23 protein-coding genes are annotated in these 24362 nt (G+C 68.7%); 12 read left to right on the top strand and 11 right to left on the bottom strand.

Annotated elements, in window-relative coordinates:
• Positions 1 to 78 precede the first annotated feature (78 nt).
• Genes Q9G87_RS20365 through Q9G87_RS20380 form a run of 4 tightly spaced genes read left to right on the top strand, consistent with a single transcriptional unit; the run spans position 79 to position 2627 of the window.
• Positions 79 to 696: a hypothetical protein gene (locus Q9G87_RS20365; protein WP_305917982.1), complete on the top strand. Its 618-nt coding sequence runs from the start codon at positions 79 to 81 to the stop codon at positions 694 to 696.
• On the top strand, positions 693 to 1016 hold the full coding sequence (locus Q9G87_RS20370; protein WP_305917983.1) for a winged helix-turn-helix domain-containing protein: 324 nt from the start codon (positions 693 to 695) through the stop codon (positions 1014 to 1016). The genes Q9G87_RS20365 and Q9G87_RS20370 overlap by 4 nt, the downstream gene beginning before the upstream one ends.
• Complete coding sequence (locus tag Q9G87_RS20375) at positions 1013 to 1894, top strand: ABC transporter ATP-binding protein (RefSeq protein ID WP_305917984.1); 882 nt, start codon at positions 1013 to 1015, stop codon at positions 1892 to 1894. The genes Q9G87_RS20370 and Q9G87_RS20375 overlap by 4 nt, the downstream gene beginning before the upstream one ends.
• Positions 1887 to 2627, top strand: a complete 741-nt coding sequence (locus Q9G87_RS20380) for an ABC transporter permease (RefSeq protein WP_305917985.1) — start codon at positions 1887 to 1889, stop codon at positions 2625 to 2627. The genes Q9G87_RS20375 and Q9G87_RS20380 overlap by 8 nt, the downstream gene beginning before the upstream one ends.
• A 68-nt stretch (positions 2628 to 2695) precedes the next feature.
• Here the strand turns inward: Q9G87_RS20380 and Q9G87_RS20385 are convergent, their stop codons facing one another.
• Together Q9G87_RS20385 and Q9G87_RS20390 are read right to left on the bottom strand one after the other, a co-directional pair.
• Complete coding sequence (locus Q9G87_RS20385) at positions 2696 to 3934, bottom strand: S1C family serine protease (protein WP_305917986.1); 1239 nt, start codon at positions 3932 to 3934, stop codon at positions 2696 to 2698.
• A gap of 658 nt (positions 3935 to 4592) precedes the next feature.
• Positions 4593 to 5024, bottom strand: a complete 432-nt coding sequence (locus Q9G87_RS20390) for a MarR family winged helix-turn-helix transcriptional regulator (protein WP_305917987.1) — start codon at positions 5022 to 5024, stop codon at positions 4593 to 4595.
• 367 nt (positions 5025 to 5391) lie between these two features.
• Here Q9G87_RS20390 and Q9G87_RS20395 point away from each other — a divergent pair, with 367 nt between their 5' ends.
• From Q9G87_RS20395 to Q9G87_RS20415, 5 genes are all read left to right on the top strand, one after another.
• Positions 5392 to 6345 carry a methionine ABC transporter ATP-binding protein gene (locus tag Q9G87_RS20395; RefSeq protein WP_305917988.1) on the top strand — a complete coding sequence of 318 codons (954 nt, stop codon included), beginning with the start codon at positions 5392 to 5394 and terminating at the stop codon, positions 6343 to 6345.
• A complete protein-coding gene (locus Q9G87_RS20400) occupies positions 6342 to 6998 on the top strand; it encodes a methionine ABC transporter permease (RefSeq protein ID WP_305917989.1) in 657 nt (218 codons plus the stop codon). Before Q9G87_RS20395 ends, Q9G87_RS20400 begins: the two co-directional genes overlap by 4 nt.
• A 10-nt stretch (positions 6999 to 7008) precedes the next feature.
• Positions 7009 to 7833, top strand: a complete 825-nt coding sequence (locus tag Q9G87_RS20405; protein ID WP_305917990.1) for a MetQ/NlpA family ABC transporter substrate-binding protein — start codon at positions 7009 to 7011, stop codon at positions 7831 to 7833.
• A 137-nt stretch (positions 7834 to 7970) separates the two neighbouring features.
• Complete coding sequence (locus tag Q9G87_RS20410) at positions 7971 to 8555, top strand: hypothetical protein (protein ID WP_305917991.1); 585 nt, start codon at positions 7971 to 7973, stop codon at positions 8553 to 8555.
• A gap of 79 nt (positions 8556 to 8634) precedes the next feature.
• Complete coding sequence (locus Q9G87_RS20415; protein ID WP_305917992.1) at positions 8635 to 10170, top strand: acyl-CoA synthetase; 1536 nt, start codon at positions 8635 to 8637, stop codon at positions 10168 to 10170.
• Positions 10171 to 10213: 43 nt separating this feature from the next.
• Here Q9G87_RS20415 and lon read toward each other — a convergent pair whose 3' ends face one another.
• On the bottom strand, positions 10214 to 12571 hold the full coding sequence (lon, locus tag Q9G87_RS20420) for an endopeptidase La (RefSeq protein ID WP_305917993.1): 2358 nt from the start codon (positions 12569 to 12571) through the stop codon (positions 10214 to 10216).
• A 147-nt stretch (positions 12572 to 12718) separates the two neighbouring features.
• Between lon and Q9G87_RS20425 the strand changes: the two genes are divergently transcribed.
• On the top strand, positions 12719 to 14080 hold the full coding sequence (locus Q9G87_RS20425) for a phenylacetate--CoA ligase family protein (RefSeq protein ID WP_305917994.1): 1362 nt from the start codon (positions 12719 to 12721) through the stop codon (positions 14078 to 14080).
• Between the two features lie 5 nt (positions 14081 to 14085).
• On the opposite strand, the gene Q9G87_RS20430 is transcribed toward Q9G87_RS20425, so the two are convergent.
• Positions 14086 to 14262, bottom strand: coding sequence for a hypothetical protein (locus Q9G87_RS20430; protein WP_305917995.1), 177 nt, complete (start codon positions 14260 to 14262; stop codon positions 14086 to 14088).
• Positions 14263 to 14402: 140 nt separating this feature from the next.
• Here Q9G87_RS20430 and Q9G87_RS20435 point away from each other — a divergent pair, with 140 nt between their 5' ends.
• The gene (locus Q9G87_RS20435) at positions 14403 to 15137 is read left to right on the top strand and encodes an alpha/beta hydrolase (protein ID WP_305917996.1); all 735 of its coding nucleotides are present in this window, start codon (positions 14403 to 14405) and stop codon (positions 15135 to 15137) included.
• Between the two features lie 128 nt (positions 15138 to 15265).
• Positions 15266 to 15910 (top strand): biliverdin-producing heme oxygenase, encoded by a 645-nt coding sequence (locus Q9G87_RS20440; protein ID WP_305917997.1) that lies wholly within the window; start codon positions 15266 to 15268, stop codon positions 15908 to 15910.
• A gap of 10 nt (positions 15911 to 15920) precedes the next feature.
• Here the strand turns inward: Q9G87_RS20440 and Q9G87_RS20445 are convergent, their stop codons facing one another.
• The 7 genes from Q9G87_RS20445 to Q9G87_RS20475 form a co-directional block, all read right to left on the bottom strand.
• Positions 15921 to 17051, bottom strand: a complete 1131-nt coding sequence (locus Q9G87_RS20445; RefSeq protein ID WP_305917998.1) for a Fic family protein — start codon at positions 17049 to 17051, stop codon at positions 15921 to 15923.
• A 74-nt stretch (positions 17052 to 17125) separates the two neighbouring features.
• The gene (locus Q9G87_RS20450) at positions 17126 to 18496 is read right to left on the bottom strand and encodes a glycoside hydrolase family 32 protein (RefSeq protein ID WP_305917999.1); all 1371 of its coding nucleotides are present in this window, start codon (positions 18494 to 18496) and stop codon (positions 17126 to 17128) included.
• Between the two features lie 9 nt (positions 18497 to 18505).
• Complete coding sequence (locus Q9G87_RS20455; RefSeq protein WP_305918000.1) at positions 18506 to 19870, bottom strand: glycoside hydrolase family 32 protein; 1365 nt, start codon at positions 19868 to 19870, stop codon at positions 18506 to 18508.
• Positions 19870 to 21438 carry an ABC transporter substrate-binding protein gene (locus Q9G87_RS20460; protein ID WP_305918001.1) on the bottom strand — a complete coding sequence of 523 codons (1569 nt, stop codon included), beginning with the start codon at positions 21436 to 21438 and terminating at the stop codon, positions 19870 to 19872. Before Q9G87_RS20460 ends, Q9G87_RS20455 begins: the two co-directional genes overlap by 1 nt.
• Positions 21435 to 22319, bottom strand: a complete 885-nt coding sequence (locus tag Q9G87_RS20465; RefSeq protein ID WP_305918002.1) for a carbohydrate ABC transporter permease — start codon at positions 22317 to 22319, stop codon at positions 21435 to 21437. Before Q9G87_RS20465 ends, Q9G87_RS20460 begins: the two co-directional genes overlap by 4 nt.
• On the bottom strand, positions 22316 to 23275 hold the full coding sequence (locus tag Q9G87_RS20470; RefSeq protein ID WP_305918003.1) for an ABC transporter permease: 960 nt from the start codon (positions 23273 to 23275) through the stop codon (positions 22316 to 22318). Before Q9G87_RS20470 ends, Q9G87_RS20465 begins: the two co-directional genes overlap by 4 nt.
• Positions 23272 to 24270, bottom strand: coding sequence for a LacI family DNA-binding transcriptional regulator (locus tag Q9G87_RS20475; protein ID WP_305918004.1), 999 nt, complete (start codon positions 24268 to 24270; stop codon positions 23272 to 23274). The genes Q9G87_RS20470 and Q9G87_RS20475 overlap by 4 nt, the downstream gene beginning before the upstream one ends.
• Positions 24271 to 24362 lie beyond the last annotated feature (92 nt).

Genomic DNA, 24362 nt, shown 5'->3' on the forward strand with positions numbered 1-24362 from the left:
CGCCCCTGGCGCCGCTCTTGAGTTTGTGCTGCCATCTGGTTTACGATACAAACCAGTTTGAGCATAAGAGGAGTTGCGATGGCAGACGAGCAGGCGCCGACCCCCGAGGAGATGATGCGCCTGATCGAGGAGCAGAGCGCCATCGCGGCGAAGCACCTGCGCGGCGAGCCACTGCTGTACTACGTGCCGTGGGGGTTGGCCTGGCTGCTCGGTTTCGGCGCGCTCTTCCTCCATTACGGGCTCGACGGCGTGCCGGACGGGCCGGTCTCCTTAGGGCAGGCGCTGGCCGTGCTCTTCGCCGTCCAGATCCTGGCGGGCGCCGTCACCGGTTTCGGGATGGCGAAGGTCAGCAAGGGGGTGCGCGGCGAGAGCGCGGCCAAGGGCATGATGTACGGCTACACGTGGTTTGCGGGCGTCGCCCTGATGTGGGTCATCTGCATGCACTTCACCTTCAAGCTGCCGGAGGCCGAGGCCTCCCTGCTGTGGGCGTCCGGCTTCCTCATGGTGCCGGCGCTCCTCTACATGGCCGGCGGCGCGATCTGGACGAGCTGGCCGATGTTCTTCATGGGTGTCTGGATCGCGGCCGTCGACGGCGTCGGCGTCCTGCTGGGGATCGGCTGGCACACGCTGCTCGCGGCCGTGCTGCTCGGCGGCGGCCAGGTCGCCTTCGGATTCTGGCTCAGGCGGCGCATGTGACCGCCGACGGCGCCGTGCCCGAGCTCGACCCGGTGATCCACGCGCAGGCCCGGTTGCGGGTGGTCGCCACGCTCAACAGCCTGGGGGAACGCGACGAGATCGCTTTCCCCTCGCTCAAGGACCTGCTCGGCATGACGGCGGGCAACCTCTCGGTCCACCTGACCAAGCTCGAGGATGCCGGATACGTCCGCATCACCAAGACGCACAAAGGCCGCACCCCGGTCACGTACGTGGCACTCACCAAACGCGGGCGGCTGGCTTTCGAGGACTACACCAAGGCGATCCGCGCCTTGCTGGACAACGCTGGGGGCAACGTATGACGATCCTCGCCAAAGCGATCGAGGTCACCCGCCGCTACGGCGAGGTGCTGGCGCTCGACCGCGTCTCGCTCGACATCAAGGCCGGCGAGCTGGTCGGCCTGCTCGGCCCGAACGGGGCGGGCAAGTCCACTCTGATCAACCTGTTCGTGGGGTTGCGCAGGCCCACGTCCGGCATGGTCGAGCTGCTCGGCGGCTCGCCGCAGGATCCCGCCATGCGGCGCGGCATCGGGGTGACCCCGCAGGAGACCGGGTTGCCCGAGTCGTTACGCGTCGGCGAGATCGTCGACTTCGTGTCGGCGCATTACCCGGAGAAGACGGACAACGACGAGCTGCTTGCTCGTTTCGGCCTGGGCGACCTGGTCAAGCGGCAGGTGGGCGGCCTGTCGGGCGGGCAGCGGCGGCGGCTGGCCGTGGCGCTGGCGTTCGCGGGGCGGCCGCGGCTGGTGTTCCTCGACGAGCCGACCACGGGCCTGGACGTCGAGGCCCGACGGGCGCTGTGGGACGGCATCAAGGCCTTCCACGACGACGGCGGCACGGTGCTGATCACCAGCCACTACCTGGAGGAGATCGAGGCTCTGGCCGAGCGGGTGGTGGTCGTCGGCCGCGGCCGGGTGCTGGCCGATGACACGGTGCGGGCCGTGCGCGACATGGTGGGGGTGCGGCGGGTCTCCCTCGTCGCCGAGAGCCTGCCCGAGCTGCCCGGCGTGCTCGGCTCCGAACGGGTGGACGGCCGGGTCAGCCTGGTCACCGCCGACCCCGACCGGCTGGTCGTCGAGCTGGTGCGCAGCGGCGCGCCGTTCTCCGGCCTGGAGATCAGGCCGACCACTCTGGAGGAGGCCTTCCTGGCCATCACCTCGAAGGAGACCGCGCATGTCTAGCCTGGTCGTCGCGCACACGCGCTATCTCATGATCGAGCAGATCAGGGTGCCCATCGGCCTGCTGGCCAGCTCCCTGTTCCCGGCGATCTCGATGCTGGCCTTCGTGGTGCCGTTCGCGGGCCAGGATCCGGTGGCCGCGACGTCGGCGACGGGCTCGCTGATGTTCTTCGGCGCGATGTCGGCCGCCGTGATCGGGCTCAGCATCTCGGTCGCGCAGGACCGCGAGCTGCCGTGGAACCCCTACCTGCGCACGCTGCCCGCGGGCCCGTTCGCCCACTTCGCCGGCCGCATCCTGTCCACGCTGGCCGTCATGCTGCTGTCGGTGATCCCGGTGCTGCTGGTGAGCGCGTTGTTCACCGAGGCGACGATCACGCCGGCGAAGCTGCTGCTCGGTCTGGGCACGCTGGTCGTCGGGGTCGTCCCGTTCATGCTGATGGGCCTGTTCATCGGCTTCTCTCTGGCGCCCAAGGCCGCGATCGCGGTGTCGCAGATCGTGTTCTTCCCGCTGGGCATCCTCGGCGGGCTGTTGCTGCCGCCTCAGGCATTTCCCGAGTTCATCGAAGTCGTCTCGCCGTACGTGCCGACCAGGGGCGGGGCCGAGCTGATCTGGTGGGCCACCACGGGCAGCAGCCCGGACCCCGTGGCCCTGGTGATGCTGGCGGTGTGGACCGTCGTCCTGGCCGCGGCGGCGGCGTGGGGCTACCGCCGCGACGAAGGCCGGCGTTTCACCTGATCACAGGGGGTGTGCCGCCGAGTCCGCAGCGATCTCGACGGCACACCCGTCAATGTGGGGGTCCTGGGTTATTTCTTCTCTTCGAGGGTGACGGTGACCTCGTTGGTCTGCCCGTCCCGCACATATGTGATCTTGACCTGTTGACCAGGTTTGAAACCTCTGACCTGCCCAACTACATTATCTCCCCCGTCAACCGCCTTGTCGCCGATCTTCGTGATCAGGTCGCCCTGCTTCAGCCCGGCCTTCTCCGCCGGGCTTCCGGCGGTGATCTGGCTGATGAGGGCGCCGGCCACGTCGCCGGTCGCGTCGGTGACACTCACGCCGAGGAAGGCGTGACTCACCTTGCCGGTGCTGATGAGCTGGTCGGAGACCTGCTTGGCGGTGTTGACCGGGATGGCGAAGCCGACACCGCCGCCCGCGGCCTGCGAGGCGATCGCGGTGTTGATGCCGACCAGCTCGCCGGCCGCGTTGACCAGCGCGCCGCCGGAGTTGCCGGGGTTGATGGAGGCGTCGGTCTGGACGGCGCCGCCGATCGTGGTGGGCTCACTGCCGCTCTGCTCCGGCTGCTGGCCCCAGCCGGGCGGGACCTGCTGGTTCTGCTCGCCGCCGACGGTGAGGGTGCGGTCGAGCGCGCTGACGATGCCCTTCGTGACGGATCCGTCGAGGCCGAGCGGGCTTCCGATGGCCAGCACGTCGTCGCCGACCTTCAGCAGGTCGCTGTTGCCGAGCGTGGCCTTGGTCAGCCCGGAGACGCCCTCCGCCCGGATGACGGCCAGGTCGGTGGCCGGGTCGGTGCCGACCACGCTTGCCTTGGCCGTCTTGCCGTCGCTGAACTTGACGGTCATCTGCCCGCCGCGTCCCGCGCCTTCGACCACGTGGTTGTTGGTCAGGATGAGCCCGTCCTCCGACAGCACCACGCCGGAACCCTCGCCGGTCTGGCCCTGGATCATCACGACGCTCGGCTGCACCTTCGCCGCCACCTCGGTGACGGTGAGCTCGGAGGAGGTGTTCTTGAAGACCGGGTTCGGCGTGCCGGTGTTGCTGTTGGTCGTGATGGTGACCGGATCGGGCTGGAACGCGTTGGCGACGACGGCCCCCACGACGCCGCCGCCGATGGCCGTGGCCGCCAGGGCCAGCCCGGCCACCGTCTTACGCCCGAAGCCCGGCTTCTTCGGGGGCGCGGGCGGCGGCGGAGGCGGCGGCTCCATGATGATCGTGTCCCGCCGGGGAAAGCCCCCGGCGGCCGGCGCGGTGGCGCCGAACTGGCTCCACCCGGCACCCTGCTCGCGAGGCTCGTTCGCGTCCATCTGTCATCTCCCTAAGTCCCGATGACTCTAGGGTCGCAGGGGGCGCGTAAGACCTCGTTAAACCGGTGATCGGAGGACTGTGAGATGGCTGACGGCCGCCTTATCGACGCTGGTCGCAAGGCACGACCGTCAGCATGCAAGCCGCTCGAAACCCCTTCTAGCGGCTTGCACGCGGGTGCTGGGACGCATAATCGGCTGGACATCGCCCGCCGAGCCTGCATCCAGCGAAGAGTCAGTGGCGCCGTAGCCTGCGCAACCAGTTCCGCGCCTTCTGCTGGTTCCGCGGGTCACGAGCGATCCGCTTCGCCTTCTCTACCGTCTGCCTGCCTTGAGGGCCGTGCAGGTATCTGCGTACTCGATCCATCAGCTTGGTCATGCGTCTGCTTCTACCCGGGAGGACGACCTTATGCCGCTGCCGAGCGGCGGCATAACTGGGTCACCGGCTGCATGTTTTGACTGTTCCTGCTCAACAGCTCAACGCAGGCCAAGCCGACCGGGGGCGTGGCGGCGTACGCGGTCGGCGGCGGTTTCCGGGTGATAGAGGACGACGGCACCGTCCGGCTCCGGACTGTAGATGGGTGCCGCCACGATCGACAGCTGTGCTGAATCAGTGTCCGCGGAGTCCTTGAACGCGGCCAACGCCGGGCCGGGGGCGGAGTCAGCCCGCGCCGTGGGAGTCGTCGGTGATCAGCAGGGCCTCCAGCTCCTTGAGCAGCGCCACCGCCCGGTCGGCGTCCGCCGAGTCCGGCACCGCCCGCCGTACGACCTCCTCCACCGGCGTGGTCGCGCGCCGGAACAGCAGGTGCAGTGCGGCGTCCGCCACCCGGACCTGGGTGCGGCGGCCGTCGGCCGGATCGGGGCCGGTCTCCAGGATGCCGCGCTCCCGCATCCGGGCCACCGAGGCGGACACGTGGCTCTGGGCGAACCCCGTGCGGGCCTGGATCTCCCCCACCGCGCTGCCCGGGTGCCGCAGCACGTCCTCGAAGACCGCCTCTTCCCCGGGCGTCAGCAGGGGCCGGCCCTCGCCGTCCACGGCCTTGGCGAGCTCGCCCAGCCGCCGCCCCAACCTGCGCAATGTCGCGATGTTCATGGCGGTAGATTACATCGCTAGCGATGCATCTCTATCGATACAACTCATTCCGTGACCCAGATCACGAGACGGAAGAGGAATAGCGGGATCTCACCATGTCGTTAGCAACGGCGTGAACGAGGCATACGCGTACGACCACGGCGCCCACTGGGCCGCCGCGTGTTGTCGCCTGCGTATGGGGCGAATGCCGGCCCGATAGACAAGACCGTCCGCCCGTTCTCCTCGAAGGTCGTCATGATCGCACCTGGTTTCGTGCTGCGCAGGCTGTGCCACCTGCCGTTCCACCCGGGCACCCGCTGACCCTGCCGCGCTTACCGGCATCTGTTCGTCCGAGCGGCCCGGCCGCTCTCAGTCGTGGGGAATTTCCGTGATCCAGGCTTCAGGCCTGCGCAAGCAGTACGGCGGCACCGTCGCGCTCGACGGTGTCGACCTGCATGTGCGCGAAGGCGAGATCTACGGCGTGCTCGGCCAGAGCGGCGCCGGCAAGAGCACCCTCCTGCGCTGCGTCAACCTGCTCGAGCGCCCCACCGCGGGCACTGTCACCGTGGCCGGCCAGGACCTGACCGCGCTGCGCGACGCGGAGCTGAACCGGGCCAGACAGCGCATCGGCATGATCCACCAGCACTTCGCGCTGCTGTCCTCGCGCACGGTGGCCGGCAACGTCGCCTTCCCGCTGGAGGTCATGGGCGTGCCCGGGGCCGAGCGTGAGCGCCGCGTCGCCGAGCTGCTGGAGCTGGTCGGGCTCGAAGGCCGCGGCAAGGACCGCCCCCACCAGCTGTCCGGCGGGCAGAAGCAGCGGGTCGGCATCGCCCGGGCCCTGGCGGGCAACCCGTCCGTGCTGCTGTCCGACGAGGCCACCTCCGCGCTGGACCCGGCCACCACCCAGTCGATCCTGGCGCTGCTCAAGCGGCTCAACGCCGAGCTGGGCCTGACGATCCTGCTCATCACTCACGAGATGAACGTCGTCAAGAGCGTCTGCGACTCCGTGGCCATCATGGCGCGCGGCCGCATCGAGGAGTCGGGCGCCATCGCCGACCTCATCAGGACGCCCGGGTCCCGCCTGACCAGGGAGATCTTCCCGCTTCCCGAGCCCGCACCGGCCGGCTCGGTCACGCTCACGTTCACCGGCGACCCGCGGCAGCCGGTGGTCTCGGAAATCGTGCGGAAGTTCGACGTGGACCTGAGCATCCTGGGCGGCTCGATCGAAGAGCTCGCCGGCGGCTCCGTCGGCCGGTTGCGCGTGTCGCTCAACGGCGCCGACGCCCCCGCCGCGCTCGCGTACCTGCACGGCTCCGGCCTGATCGTGGAGGAGGCCGCATGACGTGGGATGAGATGCTGCCGCTGCTCTGGCCGGCGACGCTGGAGACGGCGCAGATGGTCGGCTGGTCGGCGGTGTTCACCGTGCTGCTCGGGTTGCCGCTGGGCGTGGCGCTGGTGGTGTTCGACCGGGACGGGCTGCGGCCGGCGCCCGCGCTGAAGTCGGCGCTCGGGTTCGTGGTGAACATCGGGCGGTCGCTGCCGTTCATCGTGCTGATGATCGCGATCATCCCGTTCACCCGGCTCGTCGTCGGCACCACCATCGGGACCGCGGCCTTCGTCGTGCCGCTCACCGTCGGGGCGGTGCCGTTCTTCGCCCGGCTGGTCGAGACCGCGCTCAGGGAAGTCGGCACGGACGTCGTGCAGGCGGCCCAAGCCATGGGTGCGAGCCGGACCACGATCGTGCGCAAGGTCCTGCTGCCCGAGGCCCTGCCGGGGCTGGTGGCGGGCCTGACCGTGACCGTCGTCGCGCTCATCGGCTACTCCGCCATGGCCGGCACGCTCGGCGGGGGCGGCCTCGGCGACCTGGCCGTCCGGTACGGCTACCAGCGGTTCGAGACCCTCCTGATGATCGTGACGGTCGTCCTCCTCCTCGTGATCGTGCAACTCCTGCAGAGCCTGGGCGACTGGGTCGCTCGGCGCCTATCGCATAAGTAAGGAAAAAGAAATGAAGTTTCGTGCCATTGCGGGTGCTGTCGCGCTAGCCCTGTCGCTCGCCGCATGCGGTACGTCGCAGTCCGCCACCAGCACGGCGGCCGAAGGGGCCGACGCGGTGCTCAAGGTGGGCGCCAGCCCGGTGCCGCACGCCGAGATCCTCAACTACGTCAAGCAGAACCTGGCCCCGGCCGCCGGGCTGAAGCTGGAGGTCGTCGAATTCACCGACTACGTCCAGCCGAACGTGCAGCTCGACGAGGGCCAGCTGACCGCGAACTTCTTCCAGCACAAGCCGTACCTGGACGACTTCAACTCCTCCAAGGGCACCGAGCTGAGCTTCGTCGCCCCGGTCCACCTGGAGCCGCTGGGCCTGTACTCCAAGAAGATCACCGCGCTGTCCGCACTGGCGAGCGGCACCACCGTGGCCGTGCCCAACGACGCCACCAACCTCGGCCGCGCGCTCAAGCTGCTCGCCGACAACGGCCTCGTCACGCTCAAGGACGGCGCGGGCACCGCGGCGACCGAGCGCGACGTGGTGGAGAACCCGAAGAACCTGCAGTTCAAGCCGCTGGAGGCGGCGCAGCTGCCGCGTTCGCTCGACGACGTGGACGCCGCCGTGATCAACGGCAACTACGCCATCGAGGCCGGGCTCAAGCCCGCCACGCAGGCTCTGGCGCTGGAGAAGACCGAGGGCAACCCGTACGTCAACGGGCTCGTCGTCCAGGCCGGCCACGAGAAGGACGCGAACATCGTCACCCTCGGCAAGCTGCTGCAGGACCCGAAGGTCAAGGACTTCATCAAGCAGAAGTACGCGGGTTCCGTGATCGCCGCGGAATGATATTGAAAACGCGCCGCCGAAACAGGAATAATCTCTTATCACACTGGTTCAGGCGTCAAGTGAATTGCAAGTTCGGCGCAATTGGGCGGACGTAGGAATAGCGGGTCAGGAAAACCCTCTCCCGAGGAGGACCCAAAGTGCGATTCGTTTCACGAATCCTGCTGGGCGTCACCGCCGCCACGTTGGTGGCGATCGGCGCACCGGTCGCCGCCAACGCGACGACCACGTCGGCATCAACCGCCGCGAGCTCGTACGACGCGGCGTGGGGACCCTATTACTCCGGCGATCACAAGGCCAAGACCTACGGCCACGTGAGCGTCGAGAAGAAGGCCTTCAAGTTCTGGTACTGGAAGTGGATCACCGTCAAGAAGGAGATCTGCTGGAAGGACAAGGACGGCGACAAGCACTGCAAGTGGGTCGAGAAGAAGGTCAAGAAGCGCTTTTGGGAGTGGCGCCACGACTACTTCTTCACGGTCCACAGCACGCTTCACAACGCCAAGTGGTGGGGCAAGAAGAAGTGCGCGTGGGAGACGTTCAAGGTCGTGAACAAGGACGGTTCCGCGTACTTCAAGAGCTTCCGCAACTGCTCGAAGCACCCGCAGGAGTTCACCTTCTACGGTAAGAACGCCGCCCACATCTACGTGGACGTGAGCCGGGGCACCTGGCACCAGCCGACCGGCTTCCACTCCGGCTGGGAGGACGTCTACCACGCGGCGGCCTGACCGCCCTGTTCCCGGAGCCGCGGCCTCAACGGAGAGGTCGCGGCTTCCGTGCTGCCGGTGGGCCGAATAGTGTTCGGATATGTATCCGGGAGCCATCGCAGCAGTCACCCCAGACAAGCCCGCTGTGATCATGGCGGGCTCCGGACGGATCATCACCTATCGCGAGCTGGACGAGGAGTCCAACCGCCTGGCCCACCTGTTCCGCGCGGCGGGGCTACGCCCGGGCGACCACCTCGCCTTCATGCTGCCCAACCATCCCCTCTTCCTGGCCATCGCCTGGGCCGCGCACCGCTCGGGCCTGTACTACACGCCGATCAACTCCCGGTTGCAGACCGACGAGGTGGCGTACATCGTCGGCAACTGCGGCGCGCGGGCGTTCATCTCGAGCGCGGACCTGGCCGGCGTCGCCACCTCGATCATCGCCGCCACGCCCCAGGTCGAGCTGCGTCTCATGATCGACGGCACCGCCGAGGGCTTCGACTCCTACGAGGAGGCGGTCGCCAAGCAGCCGGTCACCCCGATCGACGACGAGTGCACCGGCGCTGACATGCTCTACTCCTCGGGCACCACCGGCCGGCCCAAGGGCGTCAAGGTGACCGCCCCGCACGGCCCCCTCACCGAGCCCGGCATGCTGTTCAGGCTCATCCAGGCGTTGTTCGCGCCGTCGGCCGACAGCGTCTACCTCTCCCCCGCGCCGCTCTACCACGCCGCACCGTTGCGGTACTGCCTGACGTTCCAGCGCTTCGGCGCCACGGTGGTGGTGCTGGAGCGCTTCGACCCGGAGCAGTGTCTGCAGGCGGTCGAGCGCTACAAGGTGACGCACGCGCAGCTCGTGCCCACGATGTTCATCAAGATGCTCAAGCTGCCGGAAGAGATCCGGACAAAATACGATATTTCATCGCTCCAGCACGCGATCCATGCTGCCGCCCCCTGCCCCGTCCCCGTCAAGGAGCAGATGATCGACTGGTGGGGCCCGATCATCCACGAGTACTACGCCGGCACCGAGGGCAACGGCTTCCTCTACGTCAACGCGCAGGACTGGCTCCAGCACAAGGGCACGGTCGGCCGCTCGCTCCTCGGCGTCGTGCACATCCTCGACGAGGACGGCGACGACCTGCCGCCGGGCGAGCACGGCACGATCTACTTCGAGAACGGCGGCCGGTTCGAATACCACGGCGACCCGGACAAGACCCGCTCCGCACGGGACCCCAAGGGCCGCGGCTGGACCACGCTGGGCGACATCGGCTACCTGGACGACGACGGTTTCCTTTATCTCACCGACCGCCGCTCCTACATGATCATCTCCGGCGGGGTGAACATCTACCCGCAGGAGGCCGAGAACGTGTTGTCGGTGCACCCGAAGGTGGCCGACGTGGCGGTGTTCGGGGTGCCGGACGAGGAAATGGGCGAGCAGGTCAAGGCCGTGGTCGAGCCGATGTCCATGGATGAGGCGGGGCCGGAGCTGGAGGCGGAGCTGATCGCGTACTGCCGCGAGCACCTGGCCCACTACAAGTGCCCCAGGTCCGTCGACTTCCGCGCGGAGCTGCCCCGCCACCCGACGGGAAAGCTCTACAAGCGGCTGCTCAGGGACGAATACTGGCCGGCCCGCACCTGACAACGCCCGCCGTACCCGGGCGGGTACGGCGGGCGATCCGGCGTCAGGCCGCGACCGTAGAGGCGACCTGGGCCGGGGTGAGCGCGATGTCCAGGACCTCGCGCACGTCGCTGACCGCGTGGATGGTCAGCTCGCCGCGGACCTCCTCGGGCACGTCGTCCAGGTCCGGCTCGTTACGGGCCGGGATGAGGACGGTGGTGATGCCCGCCCGGTGCGCGGCCAGCAGCTTCTGCTTGACGCCGCCGATCGGCAGGACCCGCCCGGTCAGGGAGATCTCGCCGGTCATGGCCACGTCGCTGCGGACCAGCCGCCCGGACAGCAGCGAGGCCAGCGCGGTCGTCAGCGTCACACCGGCCGAGGGCCCGTCCTTGGGCACGGCGCCCGCCGGGAAGTGCACGTGGACCGAGCGGTCCTTCAGCGCGGTGACCGGCAGCTCCAGCTCCGCGCCGTGCGAGCGCAGGTACGACAGCGCGATCCGGGCCGACTCCTTCATCACGTCGCCCAGCTGACCGGTCAGCGTGAGCCCGGTCTCGCCGGTCTCCGGGTCGGCCATGGACGCCTCCACGTAGAGCACGTCACCCCCGGCCCCGGTGACCGCCAGGCCCGTCGCCACGCCCGGCACCGAGGTGCGCTGGGTGGCCTCCGGCAGCGAGGACTCCGGCACGAACCGCGGCCTGCCGAGGTAGCCGACCAGGTCGCCCTCGCCGACGGTGACGGGCAGCTCGTCGTTGGCCGCGACCTTGCGCAGAATCCTGGCGACCGCCCGCTCGAGCGAGCGCACGCCGGCCTCGCGGGTGTACTCGCCGGCCAGCTTGCGCAGCGCGTCGTCGTGGACGGTCACCTCCTCAGCGCTCATCCCGGCCAGCTCCAGCTGGCGCGGCAGCAGGTGGTCGCGGGCGATCGCGACCTTCTCGTCCTCGGTGTAGCCGTCGAGCGTGACGACCTCCATCCGGTCGAGCAGCGGCCCGGGGATGGCCTCCAGGACGTTGGCCGTGGCCAGGAAGAGCACGTCGGACAGGTCGAGCTCGACCTCGAGGTAGTGGTCGCGGAACGTGTGGTTCTGCGCCGGGTCGAGCACTTCCAGCAGCGCGGCCGTGGGGTCGCCGCGGTAGTCGGCGCCGACCTTGTCGACCTCGTCGAGCAGCACGACCGGGTTCATCGAGCCGGCCTCGCGGATGGCGCGGACGATGCGGCCGGGCAGCGCGCCGACGTAGGTGCGCCGGTGGCCGCGGATCTCCGCCTCGTCGCGGACGCCGCCGAGCGCGACGCGGACGAACTTGCGGCCCATCGCGCGCGCCACCGACTCGCCCAGCGAGGTCTTGCCGACTCCGGGAGGACCCGCGAGGGCGAGCACGGCGCCGCTGCGGCGGCCGCCCACCACGCCGAGCCCCTTGTCCTGGCGGCGCTTGCGCACGGCCAGGTGCTCGATGATGCGGTCCTTGACGTCGGACAGGCCGGTGTGGTCGGCGTCGAGCACGGTCCGCGCGCCCGTGATGTCGTAGTTGTCCTCGGTCCGCGTGTTCCAGGGAATGTCGAGGACGGTGTCGAGCCACGTGCGGATCCAGCCGGTCTCGGGCGACTGGTCGGAGGTCCGCTCCAGCTTGTCGACCTCCTTGAGCGCGGCCTCGCGCACCTTCTCCGGCAGGTCGGCGGCCTCGACGCGGGCCCGGTAGTCCTCTTCCTCGGTCTCGGTGTCGCCGTTGAGCTCCTTGAGCTCCTTGCGCACGGCGGCGAGCTGCTGGCGCAGCAGGAACTCGCGCTGCTGCTTCTCCATGCCCTCCTGGACGTCCTTGCGGATCGTCTCGGCGACGTCGAGCTCCGCGAGGTGCTCGCGGGACCACTCGATCAGCTTGGCCAGCCGGTCGGCCGGGTCGGCGGCCTCGAGCAGCTCGACCTTCTGCGCCGTGGTCAGCCACGGGGTGTAGCCGGAGCTGTCGGCCAGCAGCGACGGGTCCTCGATCTGGTTGACCTGGTCGACCACCTGCCAGGCGCCGCGCTTCTGCAGGATCGTCGTGGCCAGGGCCTTGTACTCCTTGGCCAGCTCATGCGCGCGCTCGCCGGCGGGGACGGTGTCGATCGTGTCGGCGGCGACCCACAGCGCGGCGCCGGGGCCGGTGGTGCCGATGCCCACGCGGACGCGGTTGACGCCGCGGACCACCGCGGCCGGCTCGCCGCCGGGCAGCCTCCCGACCTGCTCGACAACGGCCTGCACGCCGACCGGGCCGTAACGGCCGTCGATCCGGGGAACGAGGAGGACCCGCGGCTTGTTGCCACCGGATGCACGGGCCGCGTCTATGGCTGCGCGCACCTCGGAGTCGGACAGGTCCAGCGGGACCACCATGCCCGGCAGGACGACCTCGTCGTCCAGCGGCAGGACCGGGAGGGTCAAGCTCTCACTCATGCGAACTCCCAAGGGTTGAGTTATACCGACTCAATTCATTGGAGCCCCGCATTGTTCCCTTCCTTGTTGATGTTCGCTCAGGGCGATCGTAATCATGTAAGCGCGTGGGAAGGTGACGGGCCCGGAACCGCGCCGTACAGTCGGCTGATGGACCCGGTTGAGCTCTTCCATCAGGTGGCGGCGACCGTTCCCGCCTACAGGGCCTTTCTCGCGGCCAACAACGTCGATCCGGCCAAGGTGACGACATTTCAGGACTTCGAGCGGTTGCCGATGACCACGAAGGACTCCTACACCCTTCGCCACCCCCTGCCGGACCTCTGCAGGAACGGCGAGATCGGCGACATGATCGCGGTGTCGTCGGGCTCGACGGGTGTGCCGTCGTTCTGGCCGCGCTCGGTGGCGGACGAGCGGGTGATCGCCGCGCGGTTCGAGGAGGTCTTCCGTGACTCCTTCGCCGCCCGCGAGCGCCGCACGCTGGCCGTGGTCTGCTTCGCGCTCGGCACCTGGGTGGGTGGCCTGTTCACCATCAACTGCTGCCGCCACCTGGCCGAACGCGGCTATCCGATCACGGCCGTGGCACCCGGCACCGACCGCCGCGAGATCGCGCGCGTCCTGCCGGAGCTGGCCCCGTACTTCGACCAGGTCGTCCTCCTGGGCTACCCGCCGTTCCTGAAGAACGTCATCGACACCGAGGACCTGCCCTGGGCCTCCTGGAACATCAAGCTCGTGACGGCGGGCGAGGTGTTCAGCGAGGAGTGGCGCACCCTAGTCGCCGAGCGGGCCGGGATCGCCGACCCCGTGCGCGGCATCGCCTCCCTCTACGGCACCGCCGACGCGGGCGTGCTGGGCAACGAGACCGCGCTGTCGGTGAAGATCCGCCGCTTCCTGGCCAGGCGCCCGGACACGGCGAGGGAGCTGTTCGGCGAGTCCCGGCTGCCGACCCTCGTCCAGTACGACCCGGACGTGCGCTTCTTCGAGGAGCACGAGGGCACGTTGCTCTTCTCGGGCGACAACGGCATCCCGCTCATCCGCTACCACATCGCCGACGAGGGCGGCGTGATCCCGTACGAGCGCATGCTGGTTTTCGTCCGGCGGCACGGCTTCGAGCCGGCTGTGCAGGGCCCCGAGCGGCCCTTCGTGTACGTGTTCGGCCGCAGCCATTTCACCGTCTCCTACTACGGCGCGAACGTCTTTCCCGAGAACATCGCCGTCGGCCTGGAGCAGCCCGAGGTCGCCGGCTCGGTGACGGGCAAGTTCGTGATGGAGGTGGTGGAGGACGCCCGGCACGACCGGCACCTGACGGTGACCGTGGAGCTGATGCCGGGCGAGAAGCCGTCGGAGGAGACGGCGCAGGCCGTGGGCGCGTCGATTCTGGCCCAACTGCTGCGGCTGAACAGCGAGTTCGCCGCGTACGTGCCGCCGGCGCAGCAGATGCCGTTCATCCGCCTGCGCGAGGCCGGCGACCCGGAGTATTTCCCTCCGGGCGCCAAACACCGCTACACGCGATAGCGGGGTCAGGCCAGGGCCACCGCGACACGGTCCTCTGCCCACGGCACCATGAGGAAGCCGCTTTTGACGGTGAGCACCGCCTCGTAACCCAGCGCGGCGGCCGAGATGAACGTCGTCACCGTGGCGCAGCCGCGCTCCAGCATGGCCGCCAACCGCCGCCTGGCGGGGCGGTCACGCATCATGCTGGCCGGCGACCCGCCGCCGCCCGGCGGCCACGAACCGGACGTGAGCCGGGTGAGCCGAGGTCCCCCTCCGGTACTACACGCAAGTTCAAACCTCACGGTGACGCGAACGACCGGCAACGCTCCGTAACGTCGCGGGCATGCTGAGATGGCTTGCACTCGCGGGAGTCCTTACGGCGGCCGGCACGTTCCTGATGTGGCCGGGACAGCCCGGCGGACGGTTGGTGAGGACCTACGGCGACGTGGTCACGGCCGACCGGGTCGCGGTCATCGTGCCCGGCGCCGACACCACGGTGGCGACGTTCGACGACAGCACGAGACGACCGGGCGGCGCGGCGCGGGCGCTGCTGGCGGAGGCGGCCCGGCTGGCGCCCGGGAAGCGGCTGGCGGTGGTGGCGTGGCTGGGCTACGACTCTCCCCCGACGCTGAGCCTGGGCGCGATCACCGACGACGCGGCCGTCGAAGGCGCCGCGGAGCTGCGCCGCACGGTCGCCGGGCTGCACACCCGCACGGACGCCCCGATCGTGCTGCTGTGCCATAGCTACGGCTCGGTGCTGTGCGCCGAAGGCGCCGCTCCCGGCTTACCGGTCACCGACCTGGCCGTCTTCGGCAGCCCCGGCCTCGACGTCCCCTCGGCCGCCGCCCTGCCGCCGCGCGTGTGGGCGGGACTCGGCGACGACGACTGGATCCGTTTCGTACCAAAGACCAAGATCGGCCCGCTCGGCTTCGGCACCGACCCCATGAGCCCAGGCTTCGGCGCCCGCGTCTTCGACGTGGGCCCCGGTGGCCACAGCGACTATTTCTCCCCCGGCACCGCGTCCCTGCGCAACCTGGCCATGATCGCCCTCGGCCATCCCGAGCGAGTGACCTCTTGACGTCCCGTTTTCGGGGTACAGGAGAGAGGAGGCGAGCTTTGATGACAGACTGTCGTCAAAGGCTTGACGTACGACGACGGCGTTTGTGACACTTCGTCATGAAACGTTAGCGCAAGTAGAGGTGGCCTGTGACGACGCCGTTCTCCGAAACCCTGAGGAACGCCACGTGGGGCGACCACCAGTCCGCCGAGTCCGAGGGATACCTGGCGGCGCTGATGGACGGCCGGCTGAACGAGCACGAGTACGGCGAGATGGTGGCGCAGCACTACTTCGCCTACGTCGCACTCGACGGGGTGTCGCGCCGGCTCGCCGACCACCCAGTGGCCGGCGGCTTCGTGTTCCCCGAGCTGTACCGCGAGCGCGCCTTGGAGCGGGACCTGTCGAAGATCTACGGTCCGGGCTGGCGCGACCGGATCGCCCCATCCACGTCCACCCAGACCCTTGTCGCACGGATCCACCAGGTCTCCGACTGGCCCGGGGGCTACATCGCCCACCACTACACCCGCTACCTGGGCGACCTGTCCGGCGGCCAGTTCATCCGCATGGAACTGCAGAAGATCTACGGGTACGGCGCGGGCGGCGGTGTCGACTTCTACCGCTTCGACGAGCTGGGCAGCCTGCCGCGCTTCAAGACGGAATACCGCGCCCGCCTGGACGCCCTGGAGCTGGACGAGCAGGAGCAGCAGCGCATCATCCGCGAGGTCAAGCTGGCGTACCAGCTGAACACGGAGGTGCTGGCCGAGCTCAAGCACGTCGTGAAGAGCGCCGCCTGAGGTCGCCCGATCAGCGTCGATAGGGGTCCCGCAAAGGGGTGACCCGCTCGGCGAAGTCCGCTTTCAGCTCGGCCATCCGCGGGCCGGCCTCGTAGTAGCGGCCCTTCGTCTCGCCGTACGGCTGGAGCCAGCCCTTGGCGGCGAGATCCCGCAGGTCGCGGGCGGCCTGGCCCTGGCTGAGGCCCTCGTCGGACTGATATCTGCTCCGGCGCAGCCGCCTGCTCATGAAGGCCTCGTAGAGCGCCGAGACGCAGCGTGTATTGAGGCCGGCCGCGTCGACCTGCTCCTCCAACAGCATCCAGATCTCGCCGGCCTCGGCGAGGCGCCGGCGCACCCGCTGCGCCTGCATGTGGTGCGCTCTCAGGCAGAAGCGCACCCACTCGAGGGTGTCGCCGTGCGGGCTCCACCGCCGACGCTGCACCGCGCCGAGCATGTCGTAGTACTCAAAGGTGGTGCGCTGCTCACCGAGCCATTCCTCAATGGAGGAAAACTCAGGTGTCATGATCTGGTCCCGGCCCAGGACCAAGGTCTGCAGGGCACGCGACATCCGGCCGTTTCCATCGCGCCACGGGTGAATGCCTACGAGATTGAAGTGAGCCATGGCGGCCCGCACATGGCTCTGCACCTCCAGGTCGCCCTCGTTGAGCCAAACGACCAGTTCGCTCAAGAGCTCTGGGACCAGCTCGGCATCCGGCCCTTCGTAAACGACTTCGCGTGACTGCGAATTGCGGATGAAGATGCTGCCCGGCCGTATCACTCCAGGAGTCTTGTCCCGGTGATGACCGATCATCATGAAGTTGAGTGCGTTGAGCACGCCGACGTCGTAACGGAACACGCGACTCTTGGACAGCGCTCCGATATAGGTGAGCGCCTGCTGGTAGCCCGCGATCTCTTTCGCCACCGAGGCGGACGTCTCAAGCGGCTCCTCACCGGCCATGATCGACTGAATGTCCTCGACGCTGGCCCGGTAGCCCTCGATGGAGTTCGACCCCTGGATCGCCCGAGCCTGGAGTTGCCTGCGCAACTGACCGTCCCACCGGTGGGTCTCCGCCAAGCGGTATTTGAGGTCTTGCCGCATGTCCTCTATCTCGGCCAGCACCGTCTTGTCGGCCGGCTCGAGTGCGGGAGTGCAGTAGAGCATGAACCCATGAAAGCGCGAATCAATCATCCACTCAAATGAGCGAATGATTTAACCATATGTGCCCCATATGATCATCATTCGTCCCAGATGGAGGCCAGCGAGTGGAGGGTCGCGGACCGCAGCAGCGCCGTACCGCTGTCGGCGAACAGGCCCACGCGGGGCGAGCCGGGGTCGGCGAAGACCTGTTCGGTGAAGACGACCTGACCACGGTCGAAGAAGACCTCGACCGACGAGGTGTCCACGATGGCGGTCAGGCTCAGGCCATCCGCGGAAAGCGGGGCGGCGTGCCGGCCGCTGGGCGTCCCGTCCACGAACGCCTCGCCACGGACGACGTCGTACCCGATGCGCAGTCCCTCGTGGATCACCAGACCGAACCGCTCCGCCCTACCCGGCTCGAACTCCGCCGTGATCTCCAGCGCCCCCTCGGGCACGGGACGGAACGTGACGCCGGGCGGGACGTCGAGATCGGCGAGGTGGACGGCGTCGGTCGAGCGCAACGACTGGAGGGCGGCCACGGGCCTCTGCACCAGGCGCGGGCGGCCACCGATGTCCTCCAGCAGCAGCTCGCGCGGCAGACTCTGCGCCCCACGCCACGGATCGGTGGGGTGGGCGGCGGCGTCGTCCCAGTTGCTCATCCAGCCGATCCAGCGGCGCCGCCCGTCCGGGGTGTGGTTCCAGGAGACCGCGGCGTAGAAGTCACGGCCGTGGTCCGCCCAGGAGGCCGGCCAGTCGCTGGTAAAAGTGACGCCGTCGAAGCGGCCCACGAAGTATTGGACGCCGGAGCCGCCGGCCGGCCCGCCGGGATTGAGGCTGACGACCAGCACCCACCTGCCGTCCAGCTCGAACAGGTCGGGAACCTCCCAGATGCCGTCAACGGATCCGTCAGGTCCGAAGTCGCTCAGCCACGTCCAGGAGAGCAGGTCGTCGGAGCGGTAGAAGCTCACCTTCCACTCCAGGGCCAGCACGACGGCCATGACCCAGTAGCCCCCTGGGCCGTACCAGAAGACCTTGGGGTCGCGGAATTCCTTGGAGCCGATGTCGAGGACGGGGTTGCCCGGGTGGCGGGTCCACGTCCTGCCCCGGTCGGTGCTGCGGGCCAGCGATTGCGCCTGCAGCCCCGACGCGGTGTAGTGGCTGGTGTAGACGGCGACCATGGTCCCGTCGTGGTCGATCACGGCGCTTCCGGAGAAGACGTGCTCGTCGTCGGTGGCCTCGATCGCGACGCCGAGCTCCTCCCAGTGGACCAGGTCGGTGCTGACGGCGTGTCCCCACGACATGTTCCCCCAGTCGTTCCCGTAGGGGTTGTACTGGTAGAAGAGGTGGTACTCGCCGTCGTGCCAGACCAGGCCGTTGGGGTCGTTCATCCAGTTGCGCGCGGGTGTGTAGTGCAGCTGCGGCCGGTACGGCGCGCAGGGTCGCACCCCCTGGCCGGGGGGCAGGTGCATGAATTCTCCTTAGAAGGCGGGAACGGTGAGGGCTTCGCTCGCGAGGGTCTCGACGTGCGCGGGGCGCAGTGGCCAGGCCGTCAGCTCGCGCACGGTTACCGTGCCGCGCGTGACGAGGGCGAACCCGAGGGCGTCGGGCCTGGTGGGGTAGGCCCGGGTGGTGATGCAGCGCCGCTCGTTGGCGTACGCCTCGACCATCGAGCGGTCGACGAAGACACGCAGGCGCAGGCGCCCGTCCTCGATCGCGAGCGGGCCTTCTCGGTCGCCGGTGCCGAAGGACTGGCGTGCGGCGTCGTAGAACAGGGTGGTGGCCTCGGCGCCATCCGGGCTCCGCCGTACCTGGAGCTCGATGCGGGCCTCGCCGGCGAGGTCGGCCTCCAGGTAGACCTCCAGGAGGTCGCCGCCGGCCTCCCCGGTGAGGGCCGGTCCGCGAAGGGCGGCCAGCTCGGCGACGGGCGCGACGCGGAGGTCGCCGTCGTCGCCGAGAGTCAGCTCCAGCGGCAGGCCGGCGTTGTGCGCCCAGCCCGCCGCCTCGTGCTCGGCGTCGGTGCGGCGGTCCTGGGCGATGCTCCACACCAGGGTCCGCCCGTCCGCGTCGACGGTCCCGGTGGCGCCGGTGAAGTGGGCGCCGTAGTCGAAGTGGCGCGGGTCGGGGTGGTCAGGGGTCCAGGTCCTGGACGTGGGGTTCCAGACGCCGACCCAGTACCACACGTAGGTGAGCCAGTGCGGGCTCTCGCCGCGCCACCACGGGCTGACCATGAAGACGTGCTTGCCCGAGTCGCCGAGAGGCAGCAGCAGCGGCAGCTCCCACATGATGCCGGTTTCCGGGAGGCGTTCGGCGTCACCGACGGCGAACGGGCCCTCGAAGGTCCAGGTGGTGAGGTCGCCGGAGGAGTAGAGGAGCGCGGTCCCGCCCCGCTCGTGCTCGGCGCCGACCAGCATGAACCACCGCTCGCCGTCCTTCCACACGAACGGGTCCCGGAACTCGGTGTGCCCGCCGGGCGCCTCCAGGACGGGCTCGGCCGTCCAGTGCACGAGGTCGGTGGAACGTGCCAGCCCGATCGACTGCTTTTCGCCGTTCCCCGCGGTGAAGAACAGCACCGGGTTGCCGTCGGCGTCCACGCTCGCGCTGCCGGACCAGATGCCGTCGGGGGCGAACGTCACGTCCTCAGGGGTGAGGGCGTCAGGCAGGTGCCGCCAGTCGAGGAGGTTGTGGCTGACCGCGTGGCCCCAGCGAATGCGTTCCCATCGCGGGGCATACGGATTGCTCTGATAGAAGATGTGGTGCAGGCCGTCGTGGTGGAAGGCGGCGTGCGGCTCGTTCATCCAGTTGGCGGGCGGCATGAAGTGGTAGGCGGGGCGATGGGCGTCCACTACTGGCCCTTCCGGTAGCGGTCGAGCGCGGTCTGGTAGATCTCGACCATCCGCTTGAGGCCGATCTGGTCGAGCTGGGCCACATAGGCGTCCCACTCCGTCTCCACGCCGCCCTTCACGATCCAGGTGGCCCGCTGCCGGTCCACCAGGTCGAGCACGTCCGTCTCGATCTCGGTGAGCTCGGCCAGCTCCTCGGCGGTGAAGAAGACCGACGGGTAGTTCTCCTTCTCGATGGAGGGCAGGTAGACCCGCTCCAGATCCTTCTTGCGCTGGGCTGCGCGTTCCTCGGGCGCGACGACCGTCTCGAAGTCCTCGCGCAGGGTCACGCGCGGGCCGCCCGGCGCCACCTTCTGGCGGCGTTCGCCCGCCGTGGTTCCCTTGGGAACAGGCAGGTAGTGGAGCTTGCCGGAGGCGTCCTTCTCGAAGACCTCACCGATCGGGCCCCAGGCGACCTGCGCGGACATGTACGGTTCGTACAGTTCGTCCACCCAGCGCATGGTGGCCTCCGGGTGCTCGTTGGCCCGGGTGATGGCGAAGGCGTTGCGTCCGTACTCGCTGCCGTTGCTCCGCCCGACCAGGCGGCCCTTCGGACCCTCCAACGGCCCCATCAGCGTGTAGTCGCCGCTCTTGCCGGTGCCGGCGACCTCCTCGGTCTCCCACCACACGTAGGTGCCGAGGACGCCGGACTTGCCCTTGGCGAGGTACTGCTTGTCGTCCTGGGCGTAGGACTCCTGGTCGATGAGACCTTCGGCGTACCACTTGTGCAGTTCGGCCACGGCGTCGCGGTACTCGGGCTGCGCGGCGGTGAAGATGACCTTGCCGTCGCGGACGATGCGGTGCTGCGGGTTGTCCGGCATGCCGGACAACGCGGCGAACAGGTCGCCGATGTCGGCGCACCACCACTTGTCGATGTAGCTGAGCGGGATCTCGTCGGCCTTGCCGTTCCCGTTGGGGTCCTTGGTCTTGAACGCGACCAGCGCGTCGTGGAACTCCTGAACGGTGGTGGGCACCTTGAGGCCGAGCTTGTCCAGCCACTTCTTGTTGATGGACCAGAAGAACGGCACCGCGCCGATGCCCAGCTCCTCGGCGGCGGGCAGGGTGTAGATGTGCCCGTCGGGGGCGGTGACCGCGCGCTTGATCTCGGGGCGCTTGTCGAAGACCTTCTTCAGGTTCGGCGCGTACGTGTCGATGAGCCCTTCGAGCGGGATCAGCGTGCCGTTGCCGCCGTAGGTGGCGATGTCGTTGTCGGTGAAGCCGGTGTCGTAGAAGGCGTCGGGCAGGTCGCCGCTGGCCAGCAGGAGGTTCTTCTTCTCCGTGTAGACGTTCTCCGGCAGATTTTCCCAGACGATGTCGATGTTCGTCTTCTGCTCCAGCTGCTTGAGCAGTGTCATCTGCTCGTAGTCGGCAGCCAGCGGCGCCTTCTTGCCGGAGAAGCGGAGTTTGATCTGCTGGTTGACAATGGGCAGGCCGGTGGGGTTGAGGCCCTCGGCGGTCTTCGGGGCCGGCGCCTCCGTGGCGCAGGCGGCCAGCGCCAGGGCGAGGAGGGCGGCGGTGAGGGGGTGTTTCATTTCACGGCTCCGATGAGCATGCCTTTGACGAAGTACTTCTGCAGGAAGGGGAAAACGAGGAGCAGTGGGGCAGCGGCGAAGACGATCATCGCGTACTTGATCAGTCCGGCCATGCGCTGCTGCTCGGCGTATCCGGCCAGGTCGCCGACCAGGTTGCCGGAGGCGGTGACCTCGTTCTGGACGAGAATGTTGCGCAGCACCAGCTGCAGCGGATACTTGCTGTCGTCGGTGAGGAAGATGAGCGCGTCGAAGAAGGCGTTCCAGTTCCACACCAGGTGGATCAGGGCCATCACCGCGAGCAGCGGCTTGGCCAGCGGCAACGCGATCCTGAAGAAGAAGCGCAGGTCGGAGGCGCCATCCAGGCTCGCGGCCTCGCGCAGCGAGGCGGGGATGTTGGACTCGAAGTAGACGCGCGCGATGACCAGGTTCCACACGGTCACGGCGTTGGGCAGGATCATCGCCCACACCGTGTCGAGCAATCCCAAGTCGCGCACCACGAGGTAGCGGGGCACGAGGCCGCCGTCGAAGAAGAGGGTGACCACGATCAGCAGCAGGATCACGTTGCGTCCCGGCAGGTCGTGCCGGGACAGCGCATAGCCCCCGGCCAGCACCAGCGCGACGCTGAGCACGGTGCCGAGCGCGGTGTAGGTGACCGAGTTGGCCAGGCCCTGCCAGACCGTGGGATCCGACAGGATGCGGCGGTAGCCGTCGAAGGTCACGCCCGACGGCCAGAACCAGACCTGGCCGGTGTTGACCTGGTCCGGGTCGCTGACGGACGCGATGAGGATGAAGTAGAGGGGGTAGATGATCGCGGCGAGCGCGCCGCCGATGATGAGCAGCGTCACCGCGTTGAACAGCGGATCGCCGAGGCGCTTGGTCATAGGAGGGCTCCCTGCCGCGCCTTGCGGGCGACGGAGTTGAACGTGAGCAGCAGGGCCAGATTGATCATGGAGTTGAACAGCCCGACCGCCGCGGAGAAGCTGAACTGGGCCTGTTTGAGCCCGGCCTCGTAGACGTAGGTCTGGATGATCTGGGAGGACGACTCGTTCAGCGGCGTCTGCATGAGCAGCGCCTTCTCGAAGCCGATGTTGAGCAGGTTGCCCACGGCCAGGATGAACAGCACCGAGATCGTCGGCGCGATGCCCGGCAGGTCCACGTGGCGGATGCGCTGCCGGCGCGACGCGCCGTCCATCTTGGCCGCCTCGTGCAGCGACGGGTCGATGCCCGCCAGCGCCGCCAGGTAGACGACCATCTGGAAGCCGGCCTCCTGCCACAGGCTGGAGGCGACGTAGACCGGGCGGAACCACTCCGCCTCGCCCATGAAGAAGATCGGCTCGCCGCCCAGCAGCACGATGACGTTGTTCACCAGCCCGGTACGCGGCGCGAGGAAGACGTACAGCATGCCGACCACGACCACGGTCGAGATGAACGTCGGCGCGTACAGCACGGTCTGGGTGAGGCGCTTGAACCGTTGGCCCGGCAACTGGTTCACCAGCAGCGCCAGCAGGATCGGCACCGGGAAGACGACCGCAAGGTTGAACAGCGCCAGCAGGACGGTGTTGGTGAAGACATCCCAGAACTGGAAGGAGTTGAAGAACCTGGCGAAGTGCTTGACCCCCACCCACGGACTCCCCAGGAAGCCCGCGTCCGGCCGGTAGTCACGGAAGGCGATCTGCACGCCGTACATCGGCCAGTACTTGAAGACCGCGAAGTACGCCAGCACCGGCGCCAGCAGCAGGTACAGCTGCCAGGCCCGCCGCGCCCGCGTCCACACCCCGAGCTTGCGCGGCTGTCCTCGATGCCGGACGGCAGGCCGCGGGGGCGCCGTGAGCGTCACCGCGGCACCGCCACCGAGTCGCGGACGACCAGCGGGCACGGCATGAGCTTGTGCTCGGCCTGGTCGCCCTCGGCCTTGCTCAGCAGGCGGGACGCCGCCCAGGCGCCCATCTCGTAGTGCGGCAGGGCGACGGTGGTCAGCCCGGGCTCCAGTGAGTCGGCGATGTGCTCCTGGTCGTCGAAGCCGACGATCGACACGTCGCCCGGTACGGCGAGCCCCAAGTGGCGGGCGGCCCGGTAAGCCCCCATCGCCACGCGGTCGTTGTAGCAGAACAGCGCGGTCGGCCGGTCGGGCCGCGACAGCAGCTCCCGCGCCGCCCACTGCCCGCTGTGGACGTCTCCGGTCGTCCCACGCATCACCAGCGACGGATCGAAGTGCTCGCCGAGCGTGTCCTGGTAGGCCTCCAGCCGCTGGTGGGCGGCCGGTATGTCCTCATCGACCGTGCAGAACCCGATCCGGGTGTGCCCGGCGGTCATCAGGTGCTCCACCGCGTCCCGCGCGCCGCCGCGCTCGTCGGGCACCACCCAGTCGACGTCCCCCTCGACGGGCCGCCCGTCCAGCACGATCAGCGGCAGTCCTTCGGGGATCTCCGGCAGCTCGATCTCGCGGTGGTACATCGAGGCGTAGATCAGCGCGTCGACATTGCGCTGGACCAGTGCCTGCACCGCGCTCTGCTCCATCTCGGCGTTGCCGCCCGTGTCGATGAGCAGCAGCAGGCAGCCCTGCTCCCATGCCGCCTCCTGGGCACCCTTGAGCATCCGGCCGGCGAACGCCGTGCTGGCCACCATGTCCGACAGCAGGCCGATGGTGTTGGTCTGGCGGGTGCGCAAACTGCGGGCGAGCAGGTTGGGCGCGTAGCCGAGCTCGGCCGCCGCGCGCCTGACGCGCTCACCGATGGCCGGCTTGACCCGCCCGGCGTCCCTGCCGTTCATGACGAGCGACACGGTGGAGACCGAAACGCCCGCTCTCGTCGCCACGTCCTTCAGCGTCGCCACCAGCCGCTCCTCTCACGTCAAACGATTTACGTAGAACGATTGACGTGATTGTTGAGCAGAGGTTTCCCCGATGTCGAGAGGGAGGCATCGGA

Origin of the sequence: Nonomuraea turcica, assembly GCF_030718205.1 — a bacterium.
Classification (GTDB): domain Bacteria; phylum Actinomycetota; class Actinomycetes; order Streptosporangiales; family Streptosporangiaceae; genus Nonomuraea.

Coding starts and splice junctions, on each gene's coding strand:
- Q9G87_RS20365 (WP_305917982.1), top strand. CDS start 79: ATGGCAGACGAGCAGGCGCCGACCCCCGAGGAGATGATGCGCCTGATC.
- Q9G87_RS20375 (WP_305917984.1), top strand. CDS start 1,013: ATGACGATCCTCGCCAAAGCGATCGAGGTCACCCGCCGCTACGGCGAG.
- Q9G87_RS20380 (WP_305917985.1), top strand. CDS start 1,887: ATGTCTAGCCTGGTCGTCGCGCACACGCGCTATCTCATGATCGAGCAG.
- Q9G87_RS20385 (WP_305917986.1), bottom strand. CDS start 3,934: ATGGACGCGAACGAGCCTCGCGAGCAGGGTGCCGGGTGGAGCCAGTTC.
- Q9G87_RS20390 (WP_305917987.1), bottom strand. CDS start 5,024: ATGAACATCGCGACATTGCGCAGGTTGGGGCGGCGGCTGGGCGAGCTC.
- Q9G87_RS20400 (WP_305917989.1), top strand. CDS start 6,342: ATGACGTGGGATGAGATGCTGCCGCTGCTCTGGCCGGCGACGCTGGAG.
- Q9G87_RS20405 (WP_305917990.1), top strand. CDS start 7,009: ATGAAGTTTCGTGCCATTGCGGGTGCTGTCGCGCTAGCCCTGTCGCTC.
- Q9G87_RS20415 (WP_305917992.1), top strand. CDS start 8,635: ATGTATCCGGGAGCCATCGCAGCAGTCACCCCAGACAAGCCCGCTGTG.
- lon (WP_305917993.1), bottom strand. CDS start 12,571: ATGAGTGAGAGCTTGACCCTCCCGGTCCTGCCGCTGGACGACGAGGTC.
- Q9G87_RS20425 (WP_305917994.1), top strand. CDS start 12,719: ATGGACCCGGTTGAGCTCTTCCATCAGGTGGCGGCGACCGTTCCCGCC.
- Q9G87_RS20430 (WP_305917995.1), bottom strand. CDS start 14,262: ATGATGCGTGACCGCCCCGCCAGGCGGCGGTTGGCGGCCATGCTGGAG.
- Q9G87_RS20435 (WP_305917996.1), top strand. CDS start 14,403: ATGCTGAGATGGCTTGCACTCGCGGGAGTCCTTACGGCGGCCGGCACG.
- Q9G87_RS20445 (WP_305917998.1), bottom strand. CDS start 17,051: ATGCTCTACTGCACTCCCGCACTCGAGCCGGCCGACAAGACGGTGCTG.
- Q9G87_RS20450 (WP_305917999.1), bottom strand. CDS start 18,496: ATGCACCTGCCCCCCGGCCAGGGGGTGCGACCCTGCGCGCCGTACCGG.
- Q9G87_RS20460 (WP_305918001.1), bottom strand. CDS start 21,438: ATGAAACACCCCCTCACCGCCGCCCTCCTCGCCCTGGCGCTGGCCGCC.
- Q9G87_RS20465 (WP_305918002.1), bottom strand. CDS start 22,319: ATGACCAAGCGCCTCGGCGATCCGCTGTTCAACGCGGTGACGCTGCTC.